At 26.5% G+C, this 23,016-nt stretch carries 17 protein-coding genes; 4 read left to right on the top strand and 13 right to left on the bottom strand.

Annotated features, from left to right (window positions below; translation table 11 throughout):
• Nucleotides 1–7 precede the first annotated feature (7 nt).
• The 11 genes from NJU99_RS00815 to NJU99_RS00765 form a co-directional block, all read right to left on the bottom strand.
• Nucleotides 8–1,024 carry a hypothetical protein gene (locus tag NJU99_RS00815; RefSeq protein ID WP_254576843.1) on the bottom strand — a complete coding sequence of 339 codons (1,017 nt, stop codon included), beginning with the start codon at nt 1,022–1,024 and terminating at the stop codon, nt 8–10.
• A 2-nt stretch (nt 1,025–1,026) separates the two neighbouring features.
• A complete protein-coding gene (locus NJU99_RS00810) occupies nt 1,027–2,685 on the bottom strand; it encodes a hypothetical protein (RefSeq protein WP_254576842.1) in 1,659 nt (552 codons plus the stop codon).
• 8 nt (nt 2,686–2,693) lie between these two features.
• Nucleotides 2,694–5,525: an RCC1 domain-containing protein gene (locus NJU99_RS00805; protein ID WP_254576841.1), complete on the bottom strand. Its 2,832-nt coding sequence runs from the start codon at nt 5,523–5,525 to the stop codon at nt 2,694–2,696.
• 1 nt (nt 5,526) lies between these two features.
• Entirely contained in the window at nt 5,527–6,231 is a 705-nt protein-coding gene (locus tag NJU99_RS00800) for a hypothetical protein (protein WP_254576840.1), read from the bottom strand.
• Entirely contained in the window at nt 6,228–6,977 is a 750-nt protein-coding gene (locus NJU99_RS00795; protein WP_254576839.1) for a hypothetical protein, read from the bottom strand. The genes NJU99_RS00800 and NJU99_RS00795 overlap by 4 nt, the downstream gene beginning before the upstream one ends.
• On the bottom strand, nt 6,974–7,714 hold the full coding sequence (locus NJU99_RS00790; RefSeq protein WP_254576838.1) for a hypothetical protein: 741 nt from the start codon (nt 7,712–7,714) through the stop codon (nt 6,974–6,976). The genes NJU99_RS00795 and NJU99_RS00790 overlap by 4 nt, the downstream gene beginning before the upstream one ends.
• A 24-nt stretch (nt 7,715–7,738) precedes the next feature.
• Nucleotides 7,739–8,392 carry a hypothetical protein gene (locus tag NJU99_RS00785; RefSeq protein ID WP_254576837.1) on the bottom strand — a complete coding sequence of 218 codons (654 nt, stop codon included), beginning with the start codon at nt 8,390–8,392 and terminating at the stop codon, nt 7,739–7,741.
• Nucleotides 8,393–8,456: 64 nt separating this feature from the next.
• Complete coding sequence (locus NJU99_RS00780) at nt 8,457–8,987, bottom strand: hypothetical protein (protein ID WP_254576836.1); 531 nt, start codon at nt 8,985–8,987, stop codon at nt 8,457–8,459.
• Nucleotides 8,988–9,255: 268 nt separating this feature from the next.
• Nucleotides 9,256–10,320 (bottom strand): cobalamin B12-binding domain-containing protein, encoded by a 1,065-nt coding sequence (locus NJU99_RS00775; RefSeq protein WP_254576835.1) that lies wholly within the window; start codon nt 10,318–10,320, stop codon nt 9,256–9,258.
• A complete protein-coding gene (locus tag NJU99_RS00770; RefSeq protein ID WP_254576834.1) occupies nt 10,317–12,704 on the bottom strand; it encodes a putative bifunctional diguanylate cyclase/phosphodiesterase in 2,388 nt (795 codons plus the stop codon). The genes NJU99_RS00775 and NJU99_RS00770 overlap by 4 nt, the downstream gene beginning before the upstream one ends.
• A 1-nt stretch (nt 12,705) precedes the next feature.
• Nucleotides 12,706–15,948 (bottom strand): CheR family methyltransferase, encoded by a 3,243-nt coding sequence (locus NJU99_RS00765; RefSeq protein ID WP_254576833.1) that lies wholly within the window; start codon nt 15,946–15,948, stop codon nt 12,706–12,708.
• A 189-nt stretch (nt 15,949–16,137) separates the two neighbouring features.
• Here NJU99_RS00765 and NJU99_RS00760 point away from each other — a divergent pair, with 189 nt between their 5' ends.
• From NJU99_RS00760 to NJU99_RS00745, 4 genes are all read left to right on the top strand, one after another.
• Nucleotides 16,138–18,354 carry an EAL domain-containing protein gene (locus NJU99_RS00760; protein WP_254576832.1) on the top strand — a complete coding sequence of 739 codons (2,217 nt, stop codon included), beginning with the start codon at nt 16,138–16,140 and terminating at the stop codon, nt 18,352–18,354.
• Nucleotides 18,355–18,411: 57 nt separating this feature from the next.
• Nucleotides 18,412–19,053, top strand: coding sequence for a CBS domain-containing protein (locus NJU99_RS00755; RefSeq protein WP_254576831.1), 642 nt, complete (start codon nt 18,412–18,414; stop codon nt 19,051–19,053).
• 74 nt (nt 19,054–19,127) lie between these two features.
• Nucleotides 19,128–19,910, top strand: a complete 783-nt coding sequence (locus NJU99_RS00750) for a phosphate/phosphite/phosphonate ABC transporter substrate-binding protein (protein WP_254576830.1) — start codon at nt 19,128–19,130, stop codon at nt 19,908–19,910.
• A gap of 3 nt (nt 19,911–19,913) precedes the next feature.
• Nucleotides 19,914–21,734, top strand: a complete 1,821-nt coding sequence (locus tag NJU99_RS00745; protein WP_254576829.1) for a hybrid sensor histidine kinase/response regulator — start codon at nt 19,914–19,916, stop codon at nt 21,732–21,734.
• A gap of 249 nt (nt 21,735–21,983) precedes the next feature.
• Here the strand turns inward: NJU99_RS00745 and NJU99_RS00740 are convergent, their stop codons facing one another.
• Together NJU99_RS00740 and NJU99_RS00735 are read right to left on the bottom strand one after the other, a co-directional pair.
• On the bottom strand, nt 21,984–22,412 hold the full coding sequence (locus NJU99_RS00740) for a hypothetical protein (protein WP_254576828.1): 429 nt from the start codon (nt 22,410–22,412) through the stop codon (nt 21,984–21,986).
• Nucleotides 22,413–22,979, bottom strand: coding sequence for a hypothetical protein (locus tag NJU99_RS00735; protein ID WP_254576827.1), 567 nt, complete (start codon nt 22,977–22,979; stop codon nt 22,413–22,415).
• Nucleotides 22,980–23,016 lie beyond the last annotated feature (37 nt).

The following is a 23,016-nucleotide window of genomic DNA, read 5'->3' as shown; positions in this document are numbered from 1 at the left end:
TTGTCTCTTATTGATATAAAGTTTTAAAAGTAAATGTACTAATTACAAGGTTTATAATATCCGAACCAACTATAACTGTAATCAACATAGCAATTAACCAAAAGAAAAATTTCCATTGCAAAACTATATAGTTAATGTTTTTTTCATACATAGTATCACTTGTTTGATACAAGGCTTTTGTAACTTCTGAATAACTTGTCTGGCTTAACTCTGATAGTTTAATGTCTGCTGTAATAATAGGAGGATAATTATACTTTTCAAAAACTGTATATAGTTTTTTGTTTTTATGTATTACATCTGCTAGCTCTCTAAAAAAAGGTCTAAGTCCTACTTTAAAATAATCCTTTGATAAAATTAATGATGTTTTATGAAAAGAAATACCCGCACTTAACATACCATTTAAAATTCTAAACATAAACCTTCCATCTGAAAAAGCCTGCGTTTTAAAAACCTTATACAATAATGCAGGCTTATACTTTTCTGTATAAATATATCCAAGAAAAATTGCCGCAGTTATTAATATAGAAATAAATAAACCAACATAAGCAAAGTCGTAAGTAAAATAATCAGGTATTCCTAAAAACTGTTCAACGTCTGCATTTAGCTTTTTAAGTTGTACTAAATCTTTTTGTAAAATATCTAAATAAAGCAACATCCCATAAAAAGTTCCTATAATAATTAACATAGGAAATAAAATAGGATTTATCATTTTTGATAAAAGATTAGAATTTGCTTTTTCAAAAGATAATACTAGTTTTAAACCATCAACTGGATTTGTACTATTTACTACTAAACTATACTGAAAAGAGTTTAAAAACTTATTCTTATATAAGATAGCTTCAATTTTATGTTTACCTACTTCTAAATCCCTAATTGCAGATTCTAATCTTTTTTTGAAGTTTGTTTCTCTTGTTATTTGCTCTTTATATAAAACTAAAGCCTTTCTTGTATTTGAACCATTTTCAAGCTTTGTTACTAAATAATCAAGTAAAAACTGTTCGTAGGGATCTTTAAATAAACTCATTACTAAAAGCCTTTAATATCTCTTACAGTAACAACATAAACAATTTCTCTTCTTACATAAGTTTTTGAGTCACTTCCACCTATGGCAAAACCTTCTAAAGGTAAAACCCCTTGATACTCTTTTGAATCATCATGTACTATAATTGAGCCTACAATAGCAGTTTCACCTAAAGCTATTTGTCTAGAAATATTGTAACTTTGATCTTTATATTGAGGAAGTTTTATATTAGTTCCTTCAACTGTAACATCTTCAAAATCAATAAGTTTTTTAATACTTGGACTAATATTTAAAAATATCTTATCCCTTGATACCTTTGCCATAGCAGTGATTGAAGTACCATCTTTTAAAGTATTTATTGTTATATCTGTAGTTGTAGTATTTGTATCTTCATCTTTAGTTGTTTCTATTTTTTCAATATAGTCTGTATTTTGACTGATAGCTTGAACTGATGGAATATTGTTTTTTAATACAATTACATTTTTACTATAATTTAAAATCTTTCCTATTTTATTATTTGCTTTTGCTGTAATTTGAAGTAGTCTTGTTGCATTATTACTTTCAAATGTTATCTCGCCTGCATCTTTAATAGATTTTATGATACCTGTACCTGTATTTGATTGTCTATTTGAACTAATACTACCTATTCCATACTCTCTATTTTTATTTAATACAAGTTCTATTCTTTCAAACTCAATTGTAGCTTCTTTTGCAAAACTATCTTCATAGGCTTTTACTATAGTTCTTACAGCACTTTCTACACTTTTTGTAGATTTTAAAAATATTAAACCACTTGCCTTATCTATATGATAAGTTGATACATCATCACTTGCTATAATATTTTTAAGCATACTATCTAACTCATCATATAGAACTATTTGTGAACTATTCTCTACTGTACTTTCAGCACTAGTTTCTTGAGTTGCTGTTTGACTTGTTGATTTTAAATCAAGCACTGGAATATTTAATTCAATTACTAAATCTTTGTATCTTTTAATATAAATAGTCTCTTTATCATAATCCACATCAACATAAACATTTTTTGAATGAGCTATTGAGTTTAAAGCATCCATTAAATTTCTAGTATTTACTGAGATGATACTATCTTGAAAACCACTAATATCTTTTATATATGAACCAATTGAAACTTCATAACCTGACTGAGATGTGATTAGTTTAATTAACTCTTCAACTGAAATCTCCCCATTTAACTTAAAAGATATTCTATTGATGTTTTGTTTTTTTGATTCACTTTTACTTAATAGTTTCACAAGGTAAATTGAGCCACTCTTCTTAATAAAAAGCTCTTTATCTAAAACTGCATTTAAATACTGATTTAGCTCTGTCATATTATGAATTTTTATTCTGCTTTTTGGAATTAAAGTATCGCTGCTTTTTAAAAAGTAAAAATTTCCATCTATTAATTCAAGTTCTTTTAAAACTTCTGAAAGCGATTTATCATTTATTACACTAATAAACTCTTTTTTACTTCTTTTCTCATTTACTAATGTTTGAGAATAAGACTCTTTTATATTCCCATAACTTTTTTCATTTACACCTTTTTTTATATCAGTCATCATATCACTGTGAAAGTTTTTCATTCCACATGCTGTAAATAAAAATGGTAAAAATAATAAAATGGAATACTTAAACACTTTAATCATTTTTTTCCTTATTTAAAATAGAATTCATAGTCAAAACCCCCTATGTACGTGGGAAATTTTAGAAATGGTTTATTTGCATTATCAAACTCATTGTTTGTCATACTGTTATTTAATTCACTGTTTTGTGTTATAAATAATTTGTTAATACTACTTATTTTACCTACATCATACAAAGAAGTACTTAAAAGAGGTAGGGATCTTCCAGAATTTCCCCAACAATACATCTGTGAAGCGCTTCCAAGACCTGTCATAGCACATACAAAGTACTTTTGAGAATCTTTTACTTCAATTTTTATATTGTCAATTCCAAATGATTCATTACTCATTGCTTCACCTAGAAATGCACCAAAACCTAATTTTAGATTTCCATTTGAATCAAGTGTTGAATCAAGTTCATAGTAGTGCTTTTCATCTGCCCATCCTAAAGAACCTAAAACTGTTATAGCATAGCCATGTCTATCATCTTTGTCCTCTCCTGAACCATCAACTTTATATGTATCTTGGATAACTCTATTATTATTTATATATACAGTTAAGGACTCTGTTATTCCCCCATCACCACCATAATCACCAGCATCCCAAGAGTCAATCTCATACATTACAAAGGATATTTTAACATCTTTACTTGCATTTGAACTTCCAAAACTATATGTCTTATAAACTTCTTGTGAACCATCAGCACTAAAGGTACTAGAACCTAAATTCACTCCCTTACCAAATCTTCCTAAAAATTTTGTAGATTCATTCCCATCATATACAAGATTTGTATTCCAACCACTTATACTATCTTCAAAGTCTTCAAAAGAGACTGCACTTACATTATTTGTTTTAAAAATAGATACATTTGAGAAATCACCTTCTTCATCTGCTGTTTTATCAAACTTTGCAATCATATTTTTAAATAAATCTCTATTAGGTTGTCCAGTACAGTAATTGTCAAATTTAAATCTACAAGTTAGTAACTTATCATCTCTACTAGAACCTAGATTATGTGCATAAATTTTTCTATCTTCACCTATATAAATATAATTTCTCTCCATAACTTTACTTGAGTGATTTGGTATAAGCATAGTTGATACACTCAAAGCAGTTGAAGGGACATATGATGTTGAGATACTTTGTGTTGAAATACCATTTGTAATATTTTCAAACCTATAAAAAATCTTATTATCCCCTCTTAAAATCAAAGTATCACTATTTACAAATACTCTATTTGGATCAAATCTTCTATCACTACTATCTTTTGTTGGCTTTAAAAGCACAGTTCCATCTGATTTTTCACCCCAAACCCAAAGCCTATTATCATCATCTAAAGCAGCAAATGTCTTAGTATCTCTTAAGGCATACAAGTGCTTAAAGACTTGCCCACTCGTATCTACTTTTGTAGGGATATTATTAATATAAGTTTCGTCACTATTATCTATACCTAAAACACCTTTATTATTAATACCAAAAGTATAAATATCACCTGCTTGAGATAGAACTGCCATTGCTCTATCAACCATCGCAACATCAATTAGATATGTTTCATTTCCATCTTCTGTTTTATCTTGTTTTCCTGTTGAAAAAAATCTATTTTTCTTTAAAATTGATGTTCTAACTTCTTTTAAGTTTTGTGTAGTATCAACATCTTCAAAATAAAATGAATTAATTCGTCCATTACAGTATAAATCTCCTCCAAACTTCACATAAGAACCTGACTGAAAGTAATCAAAAATAGGTGAAATTCCACAAACATTTGTACTATTTATTGCCATTTTTTCAAACTTTACTCTATATGGATTGTTATACCATCTTTTATCTCTTCTTGTATACGAAGTTCCTGTATTATCAGTAATTGATACTTCATTATCAATTTGTACTTTTAACATTACAGGGGTATTTATAAAATCAGGTGAAAAATTTGGATTTAACTGACCATGTGTTTGTATTCCTGCTTTTTTATTATGGTTACTTCCCCAACAAAAAATATCTCCATTTGCAAGCATACAACCGCCATCATTTCTTAAAACTAAATCTTTTGCATTTGGAATATAAGAGATGATTCTATCCTCAGCATCTGCTTCTTCATCTTGGCTATTTAATATACTTCCTGATTCTACAGGAACCCAACTAGTACCACTTATATCTCCTTGATAATAATATTCATACCAGTTATTGTTTTTTTGACCAAAAACTTTATCTCCTACTTTTGCTTTTATGTACTGTAAATCATCTAAATCTTCTAAGATAATAGGAGGTCTTTGATAGACTTGAATTGATTTTTGATCTGCTTTACAAAACTTATATATTAACTCTTCGCCTTTTAATTCATAATAATAGTTTAATTTTGGACAAGCTTTTGTATCAAGAGAAATTAATTTATTATCATTTTTTAGTTTTACTATTTGCTTTACAACTTCATTGTATTTTATCTGTGAACCTTTTAGAAGTTCAACTTGACTTGTATCTTTAGGAGGAATTGTATTTACTCTAAAAAGTGCTGATTGATAAAAATTATATAAAAACATCTGCTTAGAGTCATAATCATCTGTTTTTTCAATTGCTCCTAAAATAAATAAATTGTTGTTTGCATCAAACCTTGTAACTAAATTGTTTAATGTATACTCATTAGTTCTTTCAAAGTCTGCTAGATAATCATCACTATTTAAAAGTGTCCAGTTTAAAGCCTCTGCTGTAGTTTTAGGTATTTCTCCTGTTTGTTGTATATATTTATTTACAGCAAGAGCTATGAACTCCTCTTTTTTTATAACACTTTTTATTGTATTCATTGCTGTTTTATTTTGAATACTTGCAAAAATAAAAGAGTTTAAAATCAATATGAAAAATAAAGTTCTCATTTTAATCCACTTCTTTTATTTCATTGTTTATAAGTTTGATATATCTAACTGAATTCTGTACATATATATATCTTCCAACTGCTAGACTATTTAGTTTCGTATTATTTAACATACTTTTATTGCTTACAGTTACATTTCCTAAATTAAACTCTTCTTTATCATATTCTATCCAATCAGAAGCACTAGAGTCTATCCATCTTAAACTTATTTCATTTTTATTACAATAAGCATTTGTAACATTTTCACAAGTCTTAGATATTGTATTTCCTGTATCTAAAAGATTAAAAATAGTTTTTGCTTTCTCATCTTTAAGAGATATAGTTATATATGAATCTGAATATGGTAAAACTACCCTTACACTAGTTCTGTTTCTATATACATCCCTGTAATATAAAGCTCTTAAATGGTGTGGTAAACCTTTTCTTATAAGTGCATATTTTAATGTCTTATTTGCTTTAAATTCAATATTTTCACCTAAAGGATTTTTCACATCAAAATTTTCACCCAAATATTTTGATGTCATTAAATCACTTATACTTGATGGTATTTTAAACTCATTTAACAAATAGTTCTCATATGCTAAAGCAATTTTTTCTTCTTTTTTTATAAGATTTTGTACATATAAAACATTTTTATGTTTTAAGATATTTGGGTTTGCATTTAAAGATATACAAGCACCTAGCAATATCAAGATAGCTTTAATCACTGTAATCTCCTAATATCATCATAAGTTTTTAGATACTTTTCATTTTTAAAATCAATAAGCTGTGTCCCTGGAACTAGGTTTAAAAACTCTTCTGAATCATGTAATGTTCTATCATCTGTGATGATAATAGGGCCTGTTTTAAAGTTCTCTATATAAAAGAACATCAGTAAGTTATCTAGTTTTATATTTCCATTATTTTCAAATTTATCCGTTGAATTAAAAATATAAATATGATTATCTTTTAAACAATACTTTATAGTAGTATCACTACACGCATTTATAGCTTTGCTTTGCATTTGCATTAAAGTATGAAGTGTTTTTGCATAGCTGTCATTTAATCTAATAATAACCTTGTTATCATAAACAAATGTATTTTCTCTATAATTTGCACTTCTATATAAAGCTCTAATTGAAGTATCTATATTAGAGTTTGAGGTTCTTAACCTATAATTAAAATTTAATTTTCCAGTATTATCTAAAACATAATCTTCAAAAAGCAGTTCATCTCCTGAATCAAAACTACTTTTAAAACTACTACCTAAGTATTCATCTGTTTTTAGTTGGGATATACTTGTAGGATATTTCATCTCATTTATAATATATCTCTCATAAGCTCTTGCTATGGCTTCTTCTTGTTGAATAATCCTTTTTACTTTATCAACTAAGATTTTTCTTTGTTCAAAAAAATCACTATTTGCTTGTAAAAAGTTTATTATAAAAAATAGAACTAATATATATTTCATCATAAAAAACTCTTTAATTTATTGTATAGTCTTACATCTCTTGGGCTTTGAGATTTTAAAAGCTCTTCTAAGACTCTTTGTTTAAAATACTCTTCTTGTCTTTGCTTTAAAATATCAGCATTTAAAGGCAAAGTCTCACCCTCTTTTGAAAAGTCTTGATACATAAGATTATATGGAATATATTGTTTTACTAAATTACCATAATTTGAAGCATTCATAATAGGGTAAATATAATAAGCTATTTGTATAACTCTATGTATTGCTTTTTGTATTGCTTCATCTTTGTAAGAAATATTTTTTTCTTCTATTCCCACATCTAAAATAAATGTTCTCTCACCTACAACTCCATCTGTTGTAACACCTGTTACATCATTTCCTGATTCATTAAGCTTTGCTCTTAGTGCAAAAAGTTTAAGTCTTTGCTCTTCATTTATTTGTAAAGTACCATCTTCTTGAAGTAAGGCATCATTTTCTAAAGAAGCGCTTGAAGTTCTATCAAGTAAAAGTAACCATTCCCAGTTACCATCTTGGGGTAATAAAGCTATGATTTCATCCCTTGAAATATCTTGTGGGTCGATTGAGTATTTGTAAGCAAGAAGTGTTTTAATATCTCTTATAATCTCATAGCTTTCTTGCATATGTTTTACATCTTGCAAATCGCTATAAGATTTATAAGCAACAGATGCAGAAAATATGGCTACTACTGCAAGTGCCGAACTTAGCCATATGTTTCCTAGCATGTTTTTTCATTTTTGTAAAACAGATTATGGTCTTACAACTTCATCAGCTAAAAGATCATTGAAATAGATAATAAACATTCCATCAGTATCAGTTCCACCATCACCATTATCTGCAGGTCTTCTTGAGGCAATTCCTAAAGCTGCTGCATCTAAAGCTCCAGCTGTTGCACTTGTTGCTTGTCTATCAAAAGTTGCAACTCCTCTTAAATCAAATGCTACTTGAGTTTCCAAAAATCCTGCATTTGGAGCTAATGTCCCTTGAGATAAATTAACAAATAAACCAGGTGTAGCTCCTGCAACATTATTAACTAATGTAATTTCCATAGAGTCATCAGCTCCAAAAGATATTGCTTGATATGTATTATTTGTATCTAATCGTGCAGGAGTATCTAAAGGATCTAGTTGTTCATTAACTTGCTCTGGAAAGTAATCTCCTAATTCAATAATACCTTCTAATGTAGCTGCTGCAGTTCCAGCTGTTACCTCAGTACCACCTGCTACTCCAATTTGTCTTGTCGCTGCTGCTCTTTGAACACCATCTTTAATCATTCTTATTTCAGATATAATACTTGTTTTTTGAGCCATTCCCTCAATCTTATCACCAGTTCCTCCAAATGTTTGGAACATATAAATCATAGCTCCAACTACTACTATTACCATTGCTATCAATTGTGGCATTTTTATCCTTTCTGTTTATTAATTAAATTTGACATAATACCTACCTACCACCCGTTACTTAAAACTATTTATGTACTTCACACACCAAGAAGCCATCACTATTTGTACCTGTACCTGTAAATACTTTATTTGTAGTATCATGAGTATTAAAGATATAGTTTACTTTTCCAAATAAAGCTTTTTCACAAAATTCTCTTCCTATAAAGCTTTCTGAGAATCTAGCTTTACTCATCAAAGCAGCGTTTCCACTCATATTTACCATAAGTGAGTATGAGTTGTTTTCATGATCTTTAGTAGGTATGATTTGCCATACAACATCATCTTTATTTGGATGTTTCACTGTTGAAGCAAAACCTGTACCTTCAACTGTACTACCTTCTAATAAAAAACCATTTTTATTCAAAAAGTTAAAGCTCAAAGTCGATAAACTTTCACCTGCTTGAATATATGTATTCACATAACCATCTACTAGCTCAAACATCACTCTCATTTCTTCTAGTTCTGCTTTTATAGTAGAATCATCCGCCTCATATCTAGTAAGAATAATAATCATAGCAGATGTCACAGCTATAATAGATGCTACAAAATATGCCATATATTTTCCTTGCCTAGTTCTATGTTATATAACTATTATACTACAATTTATTTTAAAACAAAGCTTAAATTTTGCATAAATCAATATTCTTTGAGCCTAAAAAAAGTTATTTTATACTTACGCCCACCCCATAAACACATCTTTTACACTACTTTTACACAATTATTACATTATTTAGCATGTCTTAAATTTAGCTTAAATGAATAATATTTGAGTATTAAATTTACAATTAGAACTCTTAGATTCTATTATTAATTTTTAGAGAATTTTAATCAAAATACTTTACTATATCTTCAACACTTTTAAAATATTCGTGTGCTTTAAGTAGCTCTTTTGGTTTATTTAAATCATTACAAGCATTTCCACCAAGTAGTATTTCTATATTAGAAGAGTTTTGGTGATTTAATTTATTTACTTCTTTTATTATAAGTGCTACTTCATATAAATTTATACTGATTGACACACCTATTACTAAATAAGAAGGTTCAAACTCTTCTACTGCTTTTAATATATCTTTTTTAGGTGTTCCTGTTGCACCTAGGCTTATGACTTTATACCCCATATTCTCTAGCAACTTAGAAATAAACTTTAAGCCTAAACCATGGAACTCATTAGGAGCATTTACAAGTAATACTGATTTGTTATTTGATTCTTGTTTTTGAAAAGTGTTTATTACTTCAAAGCATATTTCTTCTAGTATTGAACTTGAAATATGCTCTTTTGCTACACTTATTTTTCCTATTTCCCACATGAAGCCAACTTTTTGCATAGCTTTTACTACATGAGTTGAAAAAAAGTGCAAAAAATCTTCTTGTGTTGAAGCATTTTTTAAAATTTCTTCTCTGAATTTATCTTTTTGAGCATTTACTAAAAAACTATATAATTCATCACTTTTATTATCTATGTAAAATATTTTTAACTCCATAGCTGTTTTTGAAATTTCTTCATTATTTGCATCTAGAAATTCATAAAACTTTTTTACAGGAATAAGCATTGTTTTATTTAAATACTTTGAATATGCTATTACCCAAAGTTTATAAATAGAAGAAAAGAAATCTATATGTAAATCTTTATTTAAATAAACTCTATAAAACCAATGCAAGTAGTTTTCCAAAATACTCTCTTCTTTAAAATACAAATAGTTAATAAAAACCTTTTGATGGTATTCTAAAAGATAGTATATTTCAGACTCAGAGACATGCACTAAAGCATCTTTTATAGAGTTATCTTGAGTATTTAAAGTGTGTTCATTCATGAGTATTAATATTTCTTGTTTATATCTTATTATCTCATTAAAAACATCTAAAGGAACTGTTAAATCATATTTCTTCATTTATTTCTTCCTTCTAAAAAGTTTAAAAAATCATTTATTGGCATAGGTCTTGCATGATAGTAACCTTGAGAGAGATCACAGCCCATCTGCATTAACTCAAATTCATGAGCTTTTGACTCAACACCCTCAGCTTGAACTTTTACTTTAAATATTTTTGATATGTTTATAATAGTTTGAGTAATAAGCCTATCATCTTCAACTTTTAGCATATCTAAAACAAAAGATTTGTCTATCTTTAGCTTACTAATTGGAAACTTTTTTAAATAGTTTAAAGAAGAATACCCCGAACCAAAATCATCTATGGCCAAGTTTATGTTGTTTTCTTTTAGTTTATTAAGTATTTTTATAGCTAAATCACTATTTTTCATAATATGAGTTTCTGTAATTTCAAGTTCGATATTTTTTGTATCAATTGAAAAATCTTTCATCATAGTCAATAAATCTTTTATGTATTCATCTTGGAAAAACTCTTTTGATGATACATTTATAGACATAATAAAATTAGGGTCATAACTATTTAAAATAATCAATAAGTCTTCAAAGGCTTGTTTTCTTACAAAACGCCCTATATCATAAATCATCCCATGATTTTCTGCTATTGGAATAAATTTCTCAGGAGAGATATAAGCATTGGTATTACTATCATACCATCGTATGAGAGCTTCAGCACCAATTACTTTTTTAGAAGATAAATTTATTACTGGTTGATAATAAACTTCAAAATCTTCATTTTTTGTGGCTTCTTTTAGACTGTTTTGTAGTTCTACTTTTTTTAATAAATTTTTAGTAAACTCTGAGTTATAAAGCATAACACCATCTCTACCTGCTTTTTTAACTTCATACATAGCAGCATCTGCGTTTTTGATTAAATCTTTTGTATTTATTCCATGGTAGGGATAAATAGATATTCCTATAGAAAAAGATAGATAAAAAGTTGCATTTTCTAAATACATATCTTTTTTTATTGCTTCATTTAATTTATTTCCAATTTCTAAAGCATCACTTTCATCTTCTATGTAATCAATCAAGATATTAAACTCATCACCACCAATTCTAGCTATAACATCTTCTTTTCTTAAGGTTTTTGATATTCTTGAAGCAACTGTTTTTAAAACTAAGTCTCCAACATTATGACCATAAGTGTCATTTATCTCCTTAAAGTGATCTAAATCAATAAACATTAGTGCTAATTTAGAACTATTTCGTTTTGCTCGCTCCATACTAAAATTTAGAATATTTTCAAACTGTACTTTATTCAAAAGCCCTGTTAAGTGGTCGTGCTTAGCATAAAATTGAAGTTTTTTATCTGCTTCTTTTATAGATGAAATATCTGTAAACAAAGCCATATAATTTACTTCATCTGTTTTAGGGTCTTTTATTTGAGTAATTGAAAGCCACTCTGGATAAACCTCTCCATTTTTTCTTCTATTCCAAATCTCACCTTGCCACTTTCCATGAAAGATTAGATTATCCCATAAGTTTTTATAAAAACTTTTTTCATGTATACCAGAAGATAAAACATTTATACTTTTTCCTATTACCTCATCTTTTGTGAAGCCTGTAATTTTTGCAAAAGCTGTATTTATTGTAAGTACATTAGCATTTTTATCTGTTACAACAACACCTTCACTACTTTTTTCAAAGAAAAGTGCACTTTTCTTTAAATCATCAATTCGAGTTTTTTCTTTTGTAATATCAAAACAAATATCTACTACAAAACTCTCATTTTTTATAAAATAGTAAAATGAACGATAAAAAGTATTTAAGTACTCATACTCATAAACATAAGTGCTTATTTTTTTGAGGTTATATAATATCTCTTTAAATTTTAGATCAGAATGAGAAAGAGTTGAGAAGTTTTTATTTTCAGTTAAATAATCAAGCTCTTTTAAATCAATATAATCTTTATTAGCATAAACTAGTTTTTCATCTAAGGTATAAACTGCCATTTTAAAAGGGGATTTATCAACTAAATCAACTAATATTCTTTCTTTATTATCCAAAAACTTATATCTATTTACTTGGATAACACAACTTTCTAAAACCTTTGAAAATATTTTAAAATCTAAGGGTTTAGAAAAAAAATGATAAAGTCTTTTTTCAATATTAGAAGGCAAGGTTAGGTATTTTTTTAAAAAAGCTGATATAACTATAACTTTTGATGTTTTAGAAAAATCAAAATTTTTTATTTTTAAAAGACTTTTTTTTGAACTTATATCTATTACAATTAGTTCATTTTTTATCTTTTTTAGTTGACTTTCTTGATTGATAGAAAAAGTCTCGATATTTTGAAAATTAAACTTTTTAAAGATATTTATATAAAAATTTTCTATGTTTTTATCATCAAAAAAGAAGCTTATAGATACATCATTATTAGAATTCATACTATACTACACACTTACATTTCATTTTTTTATCAAAACTTAGTTCTATTTGAACACCAATTGTTTTAAAGAACTCATAAAAGCTATTATTAAAACTATCTAGTATCTCTTTTTGACTATCTAAAAGTTTTTTATCTTCAAAACTTAATTCTAAAATACTTTTTTTATCTTGTTTTATTAGTTTTAAATTAATGTTTAACTCTTTAGTTTCTAAATACTGTACTTTTAAACTTAATATAAACTCTATTAAAACATATAATACTTTTCTGATATGTTTAACTGAAATTTTATAGTCTGTTTGTATTTGTGGATCATAATCTATATTTATTAAATAATTATCAAAAATAGAAGAGAAAAGCTCTAACATAGCTTTTATTTCTAGATTTAAATATGACCTTTTATATTTAATTGTTTCTAAATAAGTGTCTACTTTTATATCTAATGTTTTTGATAATAAAGATATTTTATTCTTTAACTGATGAATACTTTCATTTATATTTTCATCTTGAGTTTCAACTAAATGGGACATTAAAGAGATATTATTTAGCTCATTTCTAATTGTAGTTGTAGTATCAATTAAAGCTATTTCAAGAATATCAAACCTATCATCTCCAATACCTTCATTTATTGGATTATTTAAAATAAGACTATTTTCATAATGTTCTAAATCACTTCTCATCATTTCTGAGTAAGTTAGATTATCTATACAGAAAACTGCTCCTTTGAATTTACCCTCAACATCAAAAAGTGGCGCACCACTAACTAATAAATAAAGCTTATTAAAATCAACTTGAATTACTAATTTGACATCAGAAATTGCCTCAAAGTTTTTTCTTATAAGTGAAAAAGGTGTATCTTCTTCATCGAATTTCTTACCATCAAAAGTTTGCATATCCATATCAGTTGAATCAAATTTCATACCTAATAAATCTGTTTTTTTAAGATTAAACAAAGTTAAAATTTGTTTATTTACAAAATTTATTTCAGAGTTTATATCAACCATCATTATTGATGTTGTTGCTGTATCTATTATAGTTTCTGTAAGCTCTTTTTGTTTTCTATACTCTTCACTTTTTGAGCTTAGTTTTTCTGTCAATTCTTCAAGCTGTTTAGTTCTTTTTTCTTTATCATCATATAAAACCCTAAGTTCAGAATATGCTGTTTGAAGTTCTTCATTTGTACTTTGTAGTTCTTCATTTGTTGTTTCTAACTCTTCATTAGAACTTTGAAGTTCTTCATTTGAGCTTTGTAGCTCCTCATTTAAACTTTGCATCTCTTCATATGAAGTTTCTAACTCTTCAATAACATTTTGTAAATGAGACTTCGTACTATCAAGCTCTAAAGTTAGCTTTTCAATTACTTCATTTTCATCAGTAGAACTTATTATGTGCCCTTTTATGTTTTGACTCTCTTCACTTTGAAAGAAAAGAACACTCATCCAATCATCACTTTTTTCATCTTTAAAAGGAACTACAATAATTCTTACATATCTTATAATTGATTCAAAAATCTCTATTGCTCTAAAAGGTGTTAGTTTTATTGACTTACTTTTCTTCGCTTCATTTAAAGTACTTCTTAAGTCTAATGAAAGCTCATCCCCTATTAGCTTAAAAATATTATTAGACATTCTTCCTTGACCTAATTTTAAAAAAGGAATATTTCCTTTTACATAAACTATATCATTTGAAGAGTTTACAACTACACACTTATCAAGAACAACTTCACTTACAGCTTGATTTATTTTTTCTTCTAAAATCTCTTCTTCATTTTTATATTTCTTAACTTTTGGTTCTTCATAATTTTTATAAGATGTAGAATAGTTATAAAGTCTAGGAGGCTCTTTAATTCCTGTAAATTGAGCTTTAAATATTTTTGCATTTTTATCTACTAAACTAAATAAATCTAAATGTTGTCCAACTGATTCTGATTTGCCTAAAAATAAATAGCCACTATCTTTTAAAGCATAATGAATAATTGGGAAAAATCTATTTTGAAGATTCTGATTAAAATAAATAAGCATATTTCTACAGGTAATTAAATCTAGTCTTAAAAATGGAGAATCTGAGATAATATTATGTTTTGAGAAAATAACAAGTTCACGAATTGATTTTTTTATCTCAAAATTGTTTTTTTGTACACTAAAATATTTTTGAATCAAGTTTTTTGGAACATTTTCCAATGAAGTTTCAGAATAGATGCCTGTTCTTGCTATTTTCAAAGACTCATCATCAACATCTGTTGCAAATATTTTTATTTTGTATTTACTAATCTTTTCTTCAAGGATTTCAGAAAGTAATATTGCTACAGAATAAGCTTCTTCTCCGGTAGAACAACCAATAGACCAAAATCTTACTTCTTCACCTTGTTCTTTTTTACTTATTAGTAATTCAATGTATTTTTTTATAGACTCAAAAGAATCTGTATCTCTAAAGAAGCTTGTAACTCCAATTAAAATATCATGATATAAATTTACAACTTCCTCTTTAGAGTCTTCTAAAATTTTTAAATACTCACTTAAAGTTTCAACTTTTAAAGCTGCTAATCTTCTTTCTATTCTTCTAATAAGCGTATTTCTTTTATATAAAGAAAAATCAATACCTTGTTCTTCAAACAATATTTTGTATATTTGTTGTAAATTTCTTTCATCTTCTGTAATCTTAAAATCACTATCAATAGTATTTACAATTCTAGATATTTCACTACTTAATTGATCTATAGGAATTACTAAATCAACCTTTCCTGTATTCATAGCAGATAAAGGCATACCATCATATTTTGCAGTATTTGGAGACTGAGCTATTGTTATTCCACCTTCTGCTTTTATATTTCTAATACCAAAAGAACCATCACTTCCAGTACCTGATAAAATAATTCCAATACTTCTATGTGTAAAACTATTTGCAAGTGAACTAAAAAAGTAGTTTACGGATGGTCTAGGACCAAAAGACTGCTCAATACTTTTCAAAAAGAGCTTATTTTCTTTCACATATATATCAGTGTTTTCAGGCGTCATATAAATAGTTTTTGCTTTTATAAGCATTCCATTTTTTACTTCAATAACAGGAATATTAGTAGTTCTTGAAAGCAAGTCAACCATCATGCTTTTATGAGTAGGGCTTAAGTGTTGAGCTATAACATATGCACAATTATCATTTTCATTAAGGTTACTAAGCATAATTTGTAAGGCCTCTAATCCACCTGCACTAGCTCCAATACCAATTACTACTAAACTATTTTTACTCATGGAACTCACCTATATACATTTTCTTTAGTTGATTATACAATAAACTATTAAGATTTAAAAATTATTTAAAAAACTATTTTATAATATCTTTCCATATAGTAACATAAATAATAACATACCTATGTGACAATACTTTTTTGATACTTTTTAACTATATAATATGATAAGATAAAATAATAAGGCATACTCATGAATAAAGTAAGTTATAAATTCTCATTTATTTTTATTTATTTCACAATAGTTATAATATCTTTTTTTATCCTTTTTTTTATTATAGATAATAACAACCTTACAAATATAAATAAAGTTTCATCAAATAAATTTTATGAAGAATATAATGAAAAAAACTCTAAAATACAAAGTTTTTTGAAATTATATAATGAATCTTTAATTTCCCTATCACAGAACAAACTATTTAAAGAATACTTACAAAATGAACAAAACAAAGATTATGTTGATGATTTATTTGCTTCATATTTGAAATTTTTACCAAATGTTTTTCAAATAAGATACATAGATGAAAATGGATTAGAAAAGATAAGAGTTGAAAAGAGTACACTTAAAAATACTAATCATATATTTATAAAAAGCGAAGATGAACTTCAAAATAAATCTCAAAGTTCTTATTTTAAAAAATTTATAAACCTACAAGATAATCAACTTGGATTATCTAACATAAATTTAAATAAAGAACATGGAAAAGTTGATAAAAACAAAACTATTACACTAAGAATGGCTTCCTTAGTAAGGACAAAAGAAAAAGCTAGAAAAGGTTTTGTCGTTCTAAATATTGATTTAACAAACTTCTTTGAAATTCTAGAGAATTCATCTTTTTATAATGTAATGCTAATAGATAATAAAGGAAGATTTCTTCTACACTACGATAAAAAAAGAGGAATTAGAACTTCAAGTTTTGAAAGTTTTGATATATATAATGAGCTAGGTAAAAATGCAGCTTTAAAAGTTCTAAGTAATGACTCTTTTATAAATGAAAAGCTTTTTAGCAAGAAAATAGATTTATCAAATAAAAATCAAAATATCAAAATCGTTTTTAAAAGTAAATTTGATACTTTAATCAAAGAGCAAAAAGATAATGAAATATTGATTTATGTATTTATAGTATTTTTAACACTATTGTTTTTACCTATAACATTATACTTTTCAAAAAAACCTGAGAGTTTAAGAAACCAAATCAATCTTCAAAATGTTACAGATCCTATTACAAGATTACCAAATAAACAACAACTAATAAATGATTTGGAAAGTGCATATTATGATGAATTTATATTGGTTTTAATAAGTATTGATAACTACCAAAAAATACAAAATGTCTATGGTTACAAAATTGCAGATAAAATTGTAGTTAAATGTTCTATTTTTTTAAAAAATTATTTAAAAAATAGTAATGCCTTTAAATTATATAAAACTTCAAAAAACCATTTTGCACTTTTTTATAAAAACATCGACAAAAAAACTCTTAAAGACCTTCAAAATAGTATAGAAAACAATTATGATGATTTTGAGCTCTTAGTATCAATAGGAACAAGCTCTACTTCAAATATCAATAAAAAACTAGAAAAGCTTCAAGAAGCTAGTATTGCAATCGAAGTTTGTAATGAAAAGAAAATAGATGTTTGTATTTATGAAGAAAATTTAGCAAAAGACATAACACTAAATAAAAAAAATCTTCAAACTGTAAAAATAATAAGAGATGCCCTTAAAAATGATGATGTTATAATACAATTTCAAGCAATATACAATAACTTTAAAAACAAAATTGATAAATATGAAACTTTAGTTAGAATAAAAAAAGATGATAAACTTATCTATCCAAATGATTTTATATCTATAGCTAAAGATATTAAAAAATACAAAGACCTTACAAAAATAGTAATAGATAAAGCCTTTGAGTATTTTCAAGATAAAGATTATGAATTTTCAATAAATCTTACCTTAGAAGATATAAATGATAAAGAAATTAAATCCCATCTTTTTAAACAAATCCAAAAATATAATATAAGTGAAAAACTTGTACTTGAGATTGTAGAATCAGAAGCTATTGAGAATATTGAAGAGTTTAAAGAGTTTTTAAAAGATGTGAAATCTTATGGTTGCCAAGTAGCCATTGATGACTTTGGAAGTGGTTACTCAAATTATGAATATATAGTAAAACTTAGTGAATATATAGACTATGTGAAACTTGATGGTTCACTAATAACAACTGTACATAAAGATCCTAAAGTTCATGTTTTAGTAGGAAGTATCAAATTTATTTGCGATACCTTACAAATAAAGCTAATAGCTGAATATGTGGAAGATTTAGAACTTTTTGATTATGTAAAATCTATGGGAATTGATTATTCACAAGGTTATTATATTGGTAAGTCACAAGATGAAGTGGATTAAATATTAACTTTTTATTAAATAACTTATACTATTATAGAGTAAATAAAAGGATAAGTCATGTTTGCAATTTATAATAGTGGAAGTGTAGGATTTAGAAGTACTGCTGACAACCTTTATGAACTTAAAAATACAGATGCACCAAATGAGGCTAGACTAAAACCTGATGATGATACTTTATTTCAAGAGTATATGGATTCAAAAAATAAAAAAAACTCAAATCAAGGTGCTAATACCCATGCCTTAAATAGCTACAAAAAAATGGCAAATATTGACACTAGTGAGCCTATTTATCATGTGGGTGATATTATGACAGAGAACTGTACTTTTGTAAGAAGCAATGCAACTTTAAAAGAAGCCTATGAAGTCTTAAAAGAAAAAAGAGTTAGTCAAATTCCTGTAGTTAGCGAAGATAAGAAAATTTACGGTCTTATAAATAAAAAGATAATTTTAAACCAAATAATGGATGATATTGACAATCCAAGACTTATTATTCAAAAAAGAATAGAAGATATTCAAACAAATGAACTAATTACAACTGATCCAATTTCAGATATTAGAAGAGTAGCAAAAGTGATGATTGATTTTAAACTTGATGCAATTCCTGTGGTAAATGAAGAAGATGTATTAGTAGGAATTGTTTCTAAAACAGATATTATAAAAGCTGTTTCAAATATTCCATCTCTTCAACTTTGGGGATAAATAAGCTTGTAAAACCTTTTTTTGATACACTAATGATACGTTTTTGTAATATAATAAAATAAAAAAGGGTTCTTATGAAAAAATTACTTTTACTAACTACTTGTGCTTCTTTTGCACTAGCTCAGCAATTAACACTAGGTGTAGTACCCCAACAAAGCCCCTTAAAGCTTTTTAATAAATGGGTTAAAGTTACAAAGTATCTTGAAGAAACTACTGGTATCAAAGTTATTTTTAAAACAGAAAGGTCAATTCCTCAATTTGAAAAAGAGCTTTATGCAGGAAAATATGATATCTCATATATGAACCCTTATCACTTTACAGTTGCTAAAAAACAGCAAAATTATGACGCATTTACAAGAGCAAATAAAAATATCATCGGAATTTTACTTGCAAAAGATAAAAAAATTGATTTTTCAAAAGAAAATCTAGAAGGGAAAACTTTTTTATTCCCAGCTCCAAATGCCTTTGCAGCAACACTTCTACCTAAATATGAGTTAAAAGAAAAATTTGGTTTTAACATAGATAAACAAGCTAAGGTTTTATATGTAAATTCTCATGATTCTGTATATAAAGGTATATCAAGAGATATTGGATACATAGGTGGAGGAATTATAAGAACTTACAATAATTTTCAAGCAAAACAAGATAAAAAAAACTTGCACATAGTATATAAAACTAAGCCTTATCCAAGTCATCCAATAGCAGCACATCCAAGAGTAGATAAACAAACAGTAAAAAAACTTCAAGATGCTTTTATCAATATGCCAGAGGATATTAAAAAAACACTTAGCATTAAGAAGTTCAAAATCACTAATAGTGATGAGTTTAAAGTAATTGAAAATATAGGTGTTAAATAATAAATGTCATTTAAATATAGGTTTATTTTATCTTTTGTTTTACTAGAAGTGTTTTTTATTATTTTAATAGTTTCTGTAAATTTTGTAGCCATAAGTAGCTCTTCAAAAACCCTTACAGAAGAAAAAATATCTTCAAATGAAAAGTTTTTAAAAGAGTTACTTAGTGTACCTATTGCTATTTATGACTTAGCTACATTAGATAATCTAGTACAAAAAACTTATGAAATAGACTATATTAACTCCATAGTTGTTCTTGATGCTCAAGATAAATTGATTTCTAAAAAGTATGATTTTAAGTATGAAAAGATAAATGAGTTTTTAAATAAAAAAACAAATAGAAGTCTTAACTATGAAGATAATAGTTTTGAGAGTAGATATATAAAACTGCATCAAGATGACTTATACCTAGGCTCTATTTATCTAGTTTTTGATAATACAGCTAATACAAACTTTATAGAAGAGAATAAAGAAAAAACAATACTTATAGTTTTAATTGAAATTTTAATCTCAACACTATTATCATACCTAATAGGCTCACGACTTACTAAAATGCTTACAAATTTATCAAGTGTAGCAAAAGATATAGGAAAAGAAAAAGCTGTATCTATTCCATATCAAAACAATAAAGATGAAATTGGTATATTAAGTAAGTCATTAAATAAAATGAAAGAGAACCTTCAAAAAAGAAATAATGAATTAATAAAAGCAAATAAAACAAAAGATACCTTCTTAGCTAATATGTCCCATGAAATAAGAACACCACTAAATGCCATAATAGGTTTTTCAAATATTTTAAAAGATGCAAACTTACAAGAAGAACAAAAAAAACAAGCAAATATCATCTCAAAAAGTGCAAATTCATTGCTTCATATAATAAATGAAATCCTTGACTTCTCAAAAATAGAGAGTGGTAAACTAGAATTTCACTCCCAATCAAATAATCTTTATGAACTATGCGATGAAGTTCAAACTCTATTTAAAGCTCAAGCCTCTAAAAAGAATATAACTATAAATTTTGACTATAACAAAAATATCCCTGAATATTTAATCTTTGACAATACAAGACTTCAACAAGTAATATCAAACTTGATATCAAATGCTATAAAGTTCTCAAAAGAAGCATCAAATGTATATTTAAATGTTAATCTAATAAAACAAGATAATGATTATGCAAAAATAAATATATCAATAAAAGACACAGGAATTGGAATAAAAAAAGAGAAACAAAAAGAGATTTTTAAACCATTTTCTCAAGCAGATCAAAGTATCTCAAAAGAGTATGGAGGTACTGGTTTAGGATTGGCAATTATTTCTAGAATATTAGAACATATGAACTCTAATATAAAACTTGAAAGTGTTGAAAATGAAGGGAGTACTTTTAGTTTTGATTTGAAACTAAAAGTTGCAGAAGAAAAAACAAAAAAAATAGAAGAAAAGATTAATCCTATTAAAACAAAAAATAAAAAAGTATTAATAGCAGAAGATAATGAAATAAATCAAGAGCTAATGAAAGCAATTTTTGAAGAACTAAAACTACAAGTAGACTTTGCAAATAATGGACTTGAAGCAATAGAGCTTTTTAATGAAAATAGTTATAACCTAATCTTTATGGATATAAACATGCCTCTTTGTGGAGGAGTAGAAGCCTGTGAAAAAATAAGAAAATTTGATAAATCCATCCCAATAATTGCCCTTACAGCAAATGCTATAAAAGGTGATAAAGAAAAGTTTTTAAAAGCAGGAATGAATGAGCACCTTACAAAACCTATAAATTTTAATAAACTAAAAGAAGTACTTAAAAAGTATCTAAACCATAAAAGATGAACATAAAAAAAGCCAGACAAAAAAACTCAAGAAGTTTTCATATCTGGCTTTATGGCACGCCTGGTAGGAAATTCAAAAACAAGATATAAAAAACCATAAATCCCTATAAATAGGTACTTCTTAACAAAATAAGTTTTATCTATCTTGTAAAATAAAGCTATTTTTAGCACAATTTTAGCACAATACCTGATACGGCATGCCATTAATTACAATTAATTTTTTCTGAGTAAATATAAAACAAAAAACTTTCTATTCACAATTGCAAGTTAAACATTCTCCTGTTATCTCTCTTTTCAGAATATCAATAATTTCGTAATTTGTATAAGAATAAATCCTTAATAATGAACTTTCATTATCTAATGCCTTTATCTCAGCAGCATGATGCATCTGTCTACCTAATCCTCCCATTAAATATATTGTCAATTCAGCTTCTTTTAACTCAGTATATAATTTTCCATCTGCTATGATTGCAGCTGTTATTAAACCTCCCTCATGACACTCTTGAAACATTGAGAAACCTCGTTTATAAAGCCTTTGATAATTTTGATTAATTTTATATGTATTTTGCACAATATCACTATCACTTTTCATTTCGTTAAAACTTGATGCCATACAACCTGAAAAAAATATAACTACAAGAAATCCAATAAAAATATTTAAAACTCTCATAATTAACATCTACCTTCCCTTTAATTTTTTTAATTTATCTTTTATATAATTAAAACACTTCTCATTACCATATAAACCTATTTGAACTTTAGTTCCATAACCACTTCTTTTAGGTTCAGACTGACATATTCCATAAACATCCTTACTTATAGTTTTTTCAATACCGTCAACAGTTTGTTTCTTTAAGTTCATACATTTACCTACATATATATTAGTATCTGATATTTTTTCAACATTGCAATTGTTATTATAATGTCTTAAAATATCATCTTTACAAGAATAAATATAATATTTATCCATTCTTGATTCAGAAACCTTAATGTGTAATTTATTACAATATGCATTATCTAAATTAATTCTTTCATAATACCATTTTATTCCATTTGCAAAACGAAGATTATTTGCGGGTCTATTCTCTTTTTTAGAATAATATGTAACTTTATCTAGTTTAATATTTCCGATATTTACACTCTTTTCTACATTATTATATTTTGGTTTAAGCGTTGGTGTACTAGAAACACAGCCCGTAAATATAAATATTGACAATAAACATATATAAAATATATTTCTTTTCATCTAATTCCTTTTTTATTTATTATAAAATAATAATAAT

Source organism: Arcobacter roscoffensis (genome assembly GCF_024267655.1).
Classification (GTDB): domain Bacteria; phylum Campylobacterota; class Campylobacteria; order Campylobacterales; family Arcobacteraceae; genus Arcobacter_B; species Arcobacter_B roscoffensis.
This window is presented reverse-complemented; position numbering and strand designations above follow the sequence as displayed.

Bases quoted from the DNA above. Each gene is read 5' to 3' on its own strand.
- NJU99_RS00815 (WP_254576843.1), bottom strand. From the start codon at position 1,024: ATGAGTTTATTTAAAGATCCCTACGAACAGTTTTTACTTGATTATTTA.
- NJU99_RS00810 (WP_254576842.1), bottom strand. From the start codon at position 2,685: ATGATTAAAGTGTTTAAGTATTCCATTTTATTATTTTTACCATTTTTA.
- NJU99_RS00805 (WP_254576841.1), bottom strand. From the start codon at position 5,525: ATGAGAACTTTATTTTTCATATTGATTTTAAACTCTTTTATTTTTGCA.
- NJU99_RS00795 (WP_254576839.1), bottom strand. From the start codon at position 6,977: ATGATGAAATATATATTAGTTCTATTTTTTATAATAAACTTTTTACAA.
- NJU99_RS00790 (WP_254576838.1), bottom strand. From the start codon at position 7,714: ATGCTAGGAAACATATGGCTAAGTTCGGCACTTGCAGTAGTAGCCATA.
- NJU99_RS00785 (WP_254576837.1), bottom strand. From the start codon at position 8,392: ATGCCACAATTGATAGCAATGGTAATAGTAGTAGTTGGAGCTATGATT.
- NJU99_RS00780 (WP_254576836.1), bottom strand. From the start codon at position 8,987: ATGGCATATTTTGTAGCATCTATTATAGCTGTGACATCTGCTATGATT.
- NJU99_RS00775 (WP_254576835.1), bottom strand. From the start codon at position 10,320: ATGAAGAAATATGATTTAACAGTTCCTTTAGATGTTTTTAATGAGATA.
- NJU99_RS00770 (WP_254576834.1), bottom strand. From the start codon at position 12,704: ATGAATTCTAATAATGATGTATCTATAAGCTTCTTTTTTGATGATAAA.
- NJU99_RS00765 (WP_254576833.1), bottom strand. From the start codon at position 15,948: ATGAGTAAAAATAGTTTAGTAGTAATTGGTATTGGAGCTAGTGCAGGT.
- NJU99_RS00760 (WP_254576832.1), top strand. From the start codon at position 16,138: ATGAATAAAGTAAGTTATAAATTCTCATTTATTTTTATTTATTTCACA.
- NJU99_RS00755 (WP_254576831.1), top strand. From the start codon at position 18,412: ATGTTTGCAATTTATAATAGTGGAAGTGTAGGATTTAGAAGTACTGCT.
- NJU99_RS00750 (WP_254576830.1), top strand. From the start codon at position 19,128: ATGAAAAAATTACTTTTACTAACTACTTGTGCTTCTTTTGCACTAGCT.
- NJU99_RS00745 (WP_254576829.1), top strand. From the start codon at position 19,914: ATGTCATTTAAATATAGGTTTATTTTATCTTTTGTTTTACTAGAAGTG.
- NJU99_RS00740 (WP_254576828.1), bottom strand. From the start codon at position 22,412: ATGTTAATTATGAGAGTTTTAAATATTTTTATTGGATTTCTTGTAGTT.
- NJU99_RS00735 (WP_254576827.1), bottom strand. From the start codon at position 22,979: ATGAAAAGAAATATATTTTATATATGTTTATTGTCAATATTTATATTT.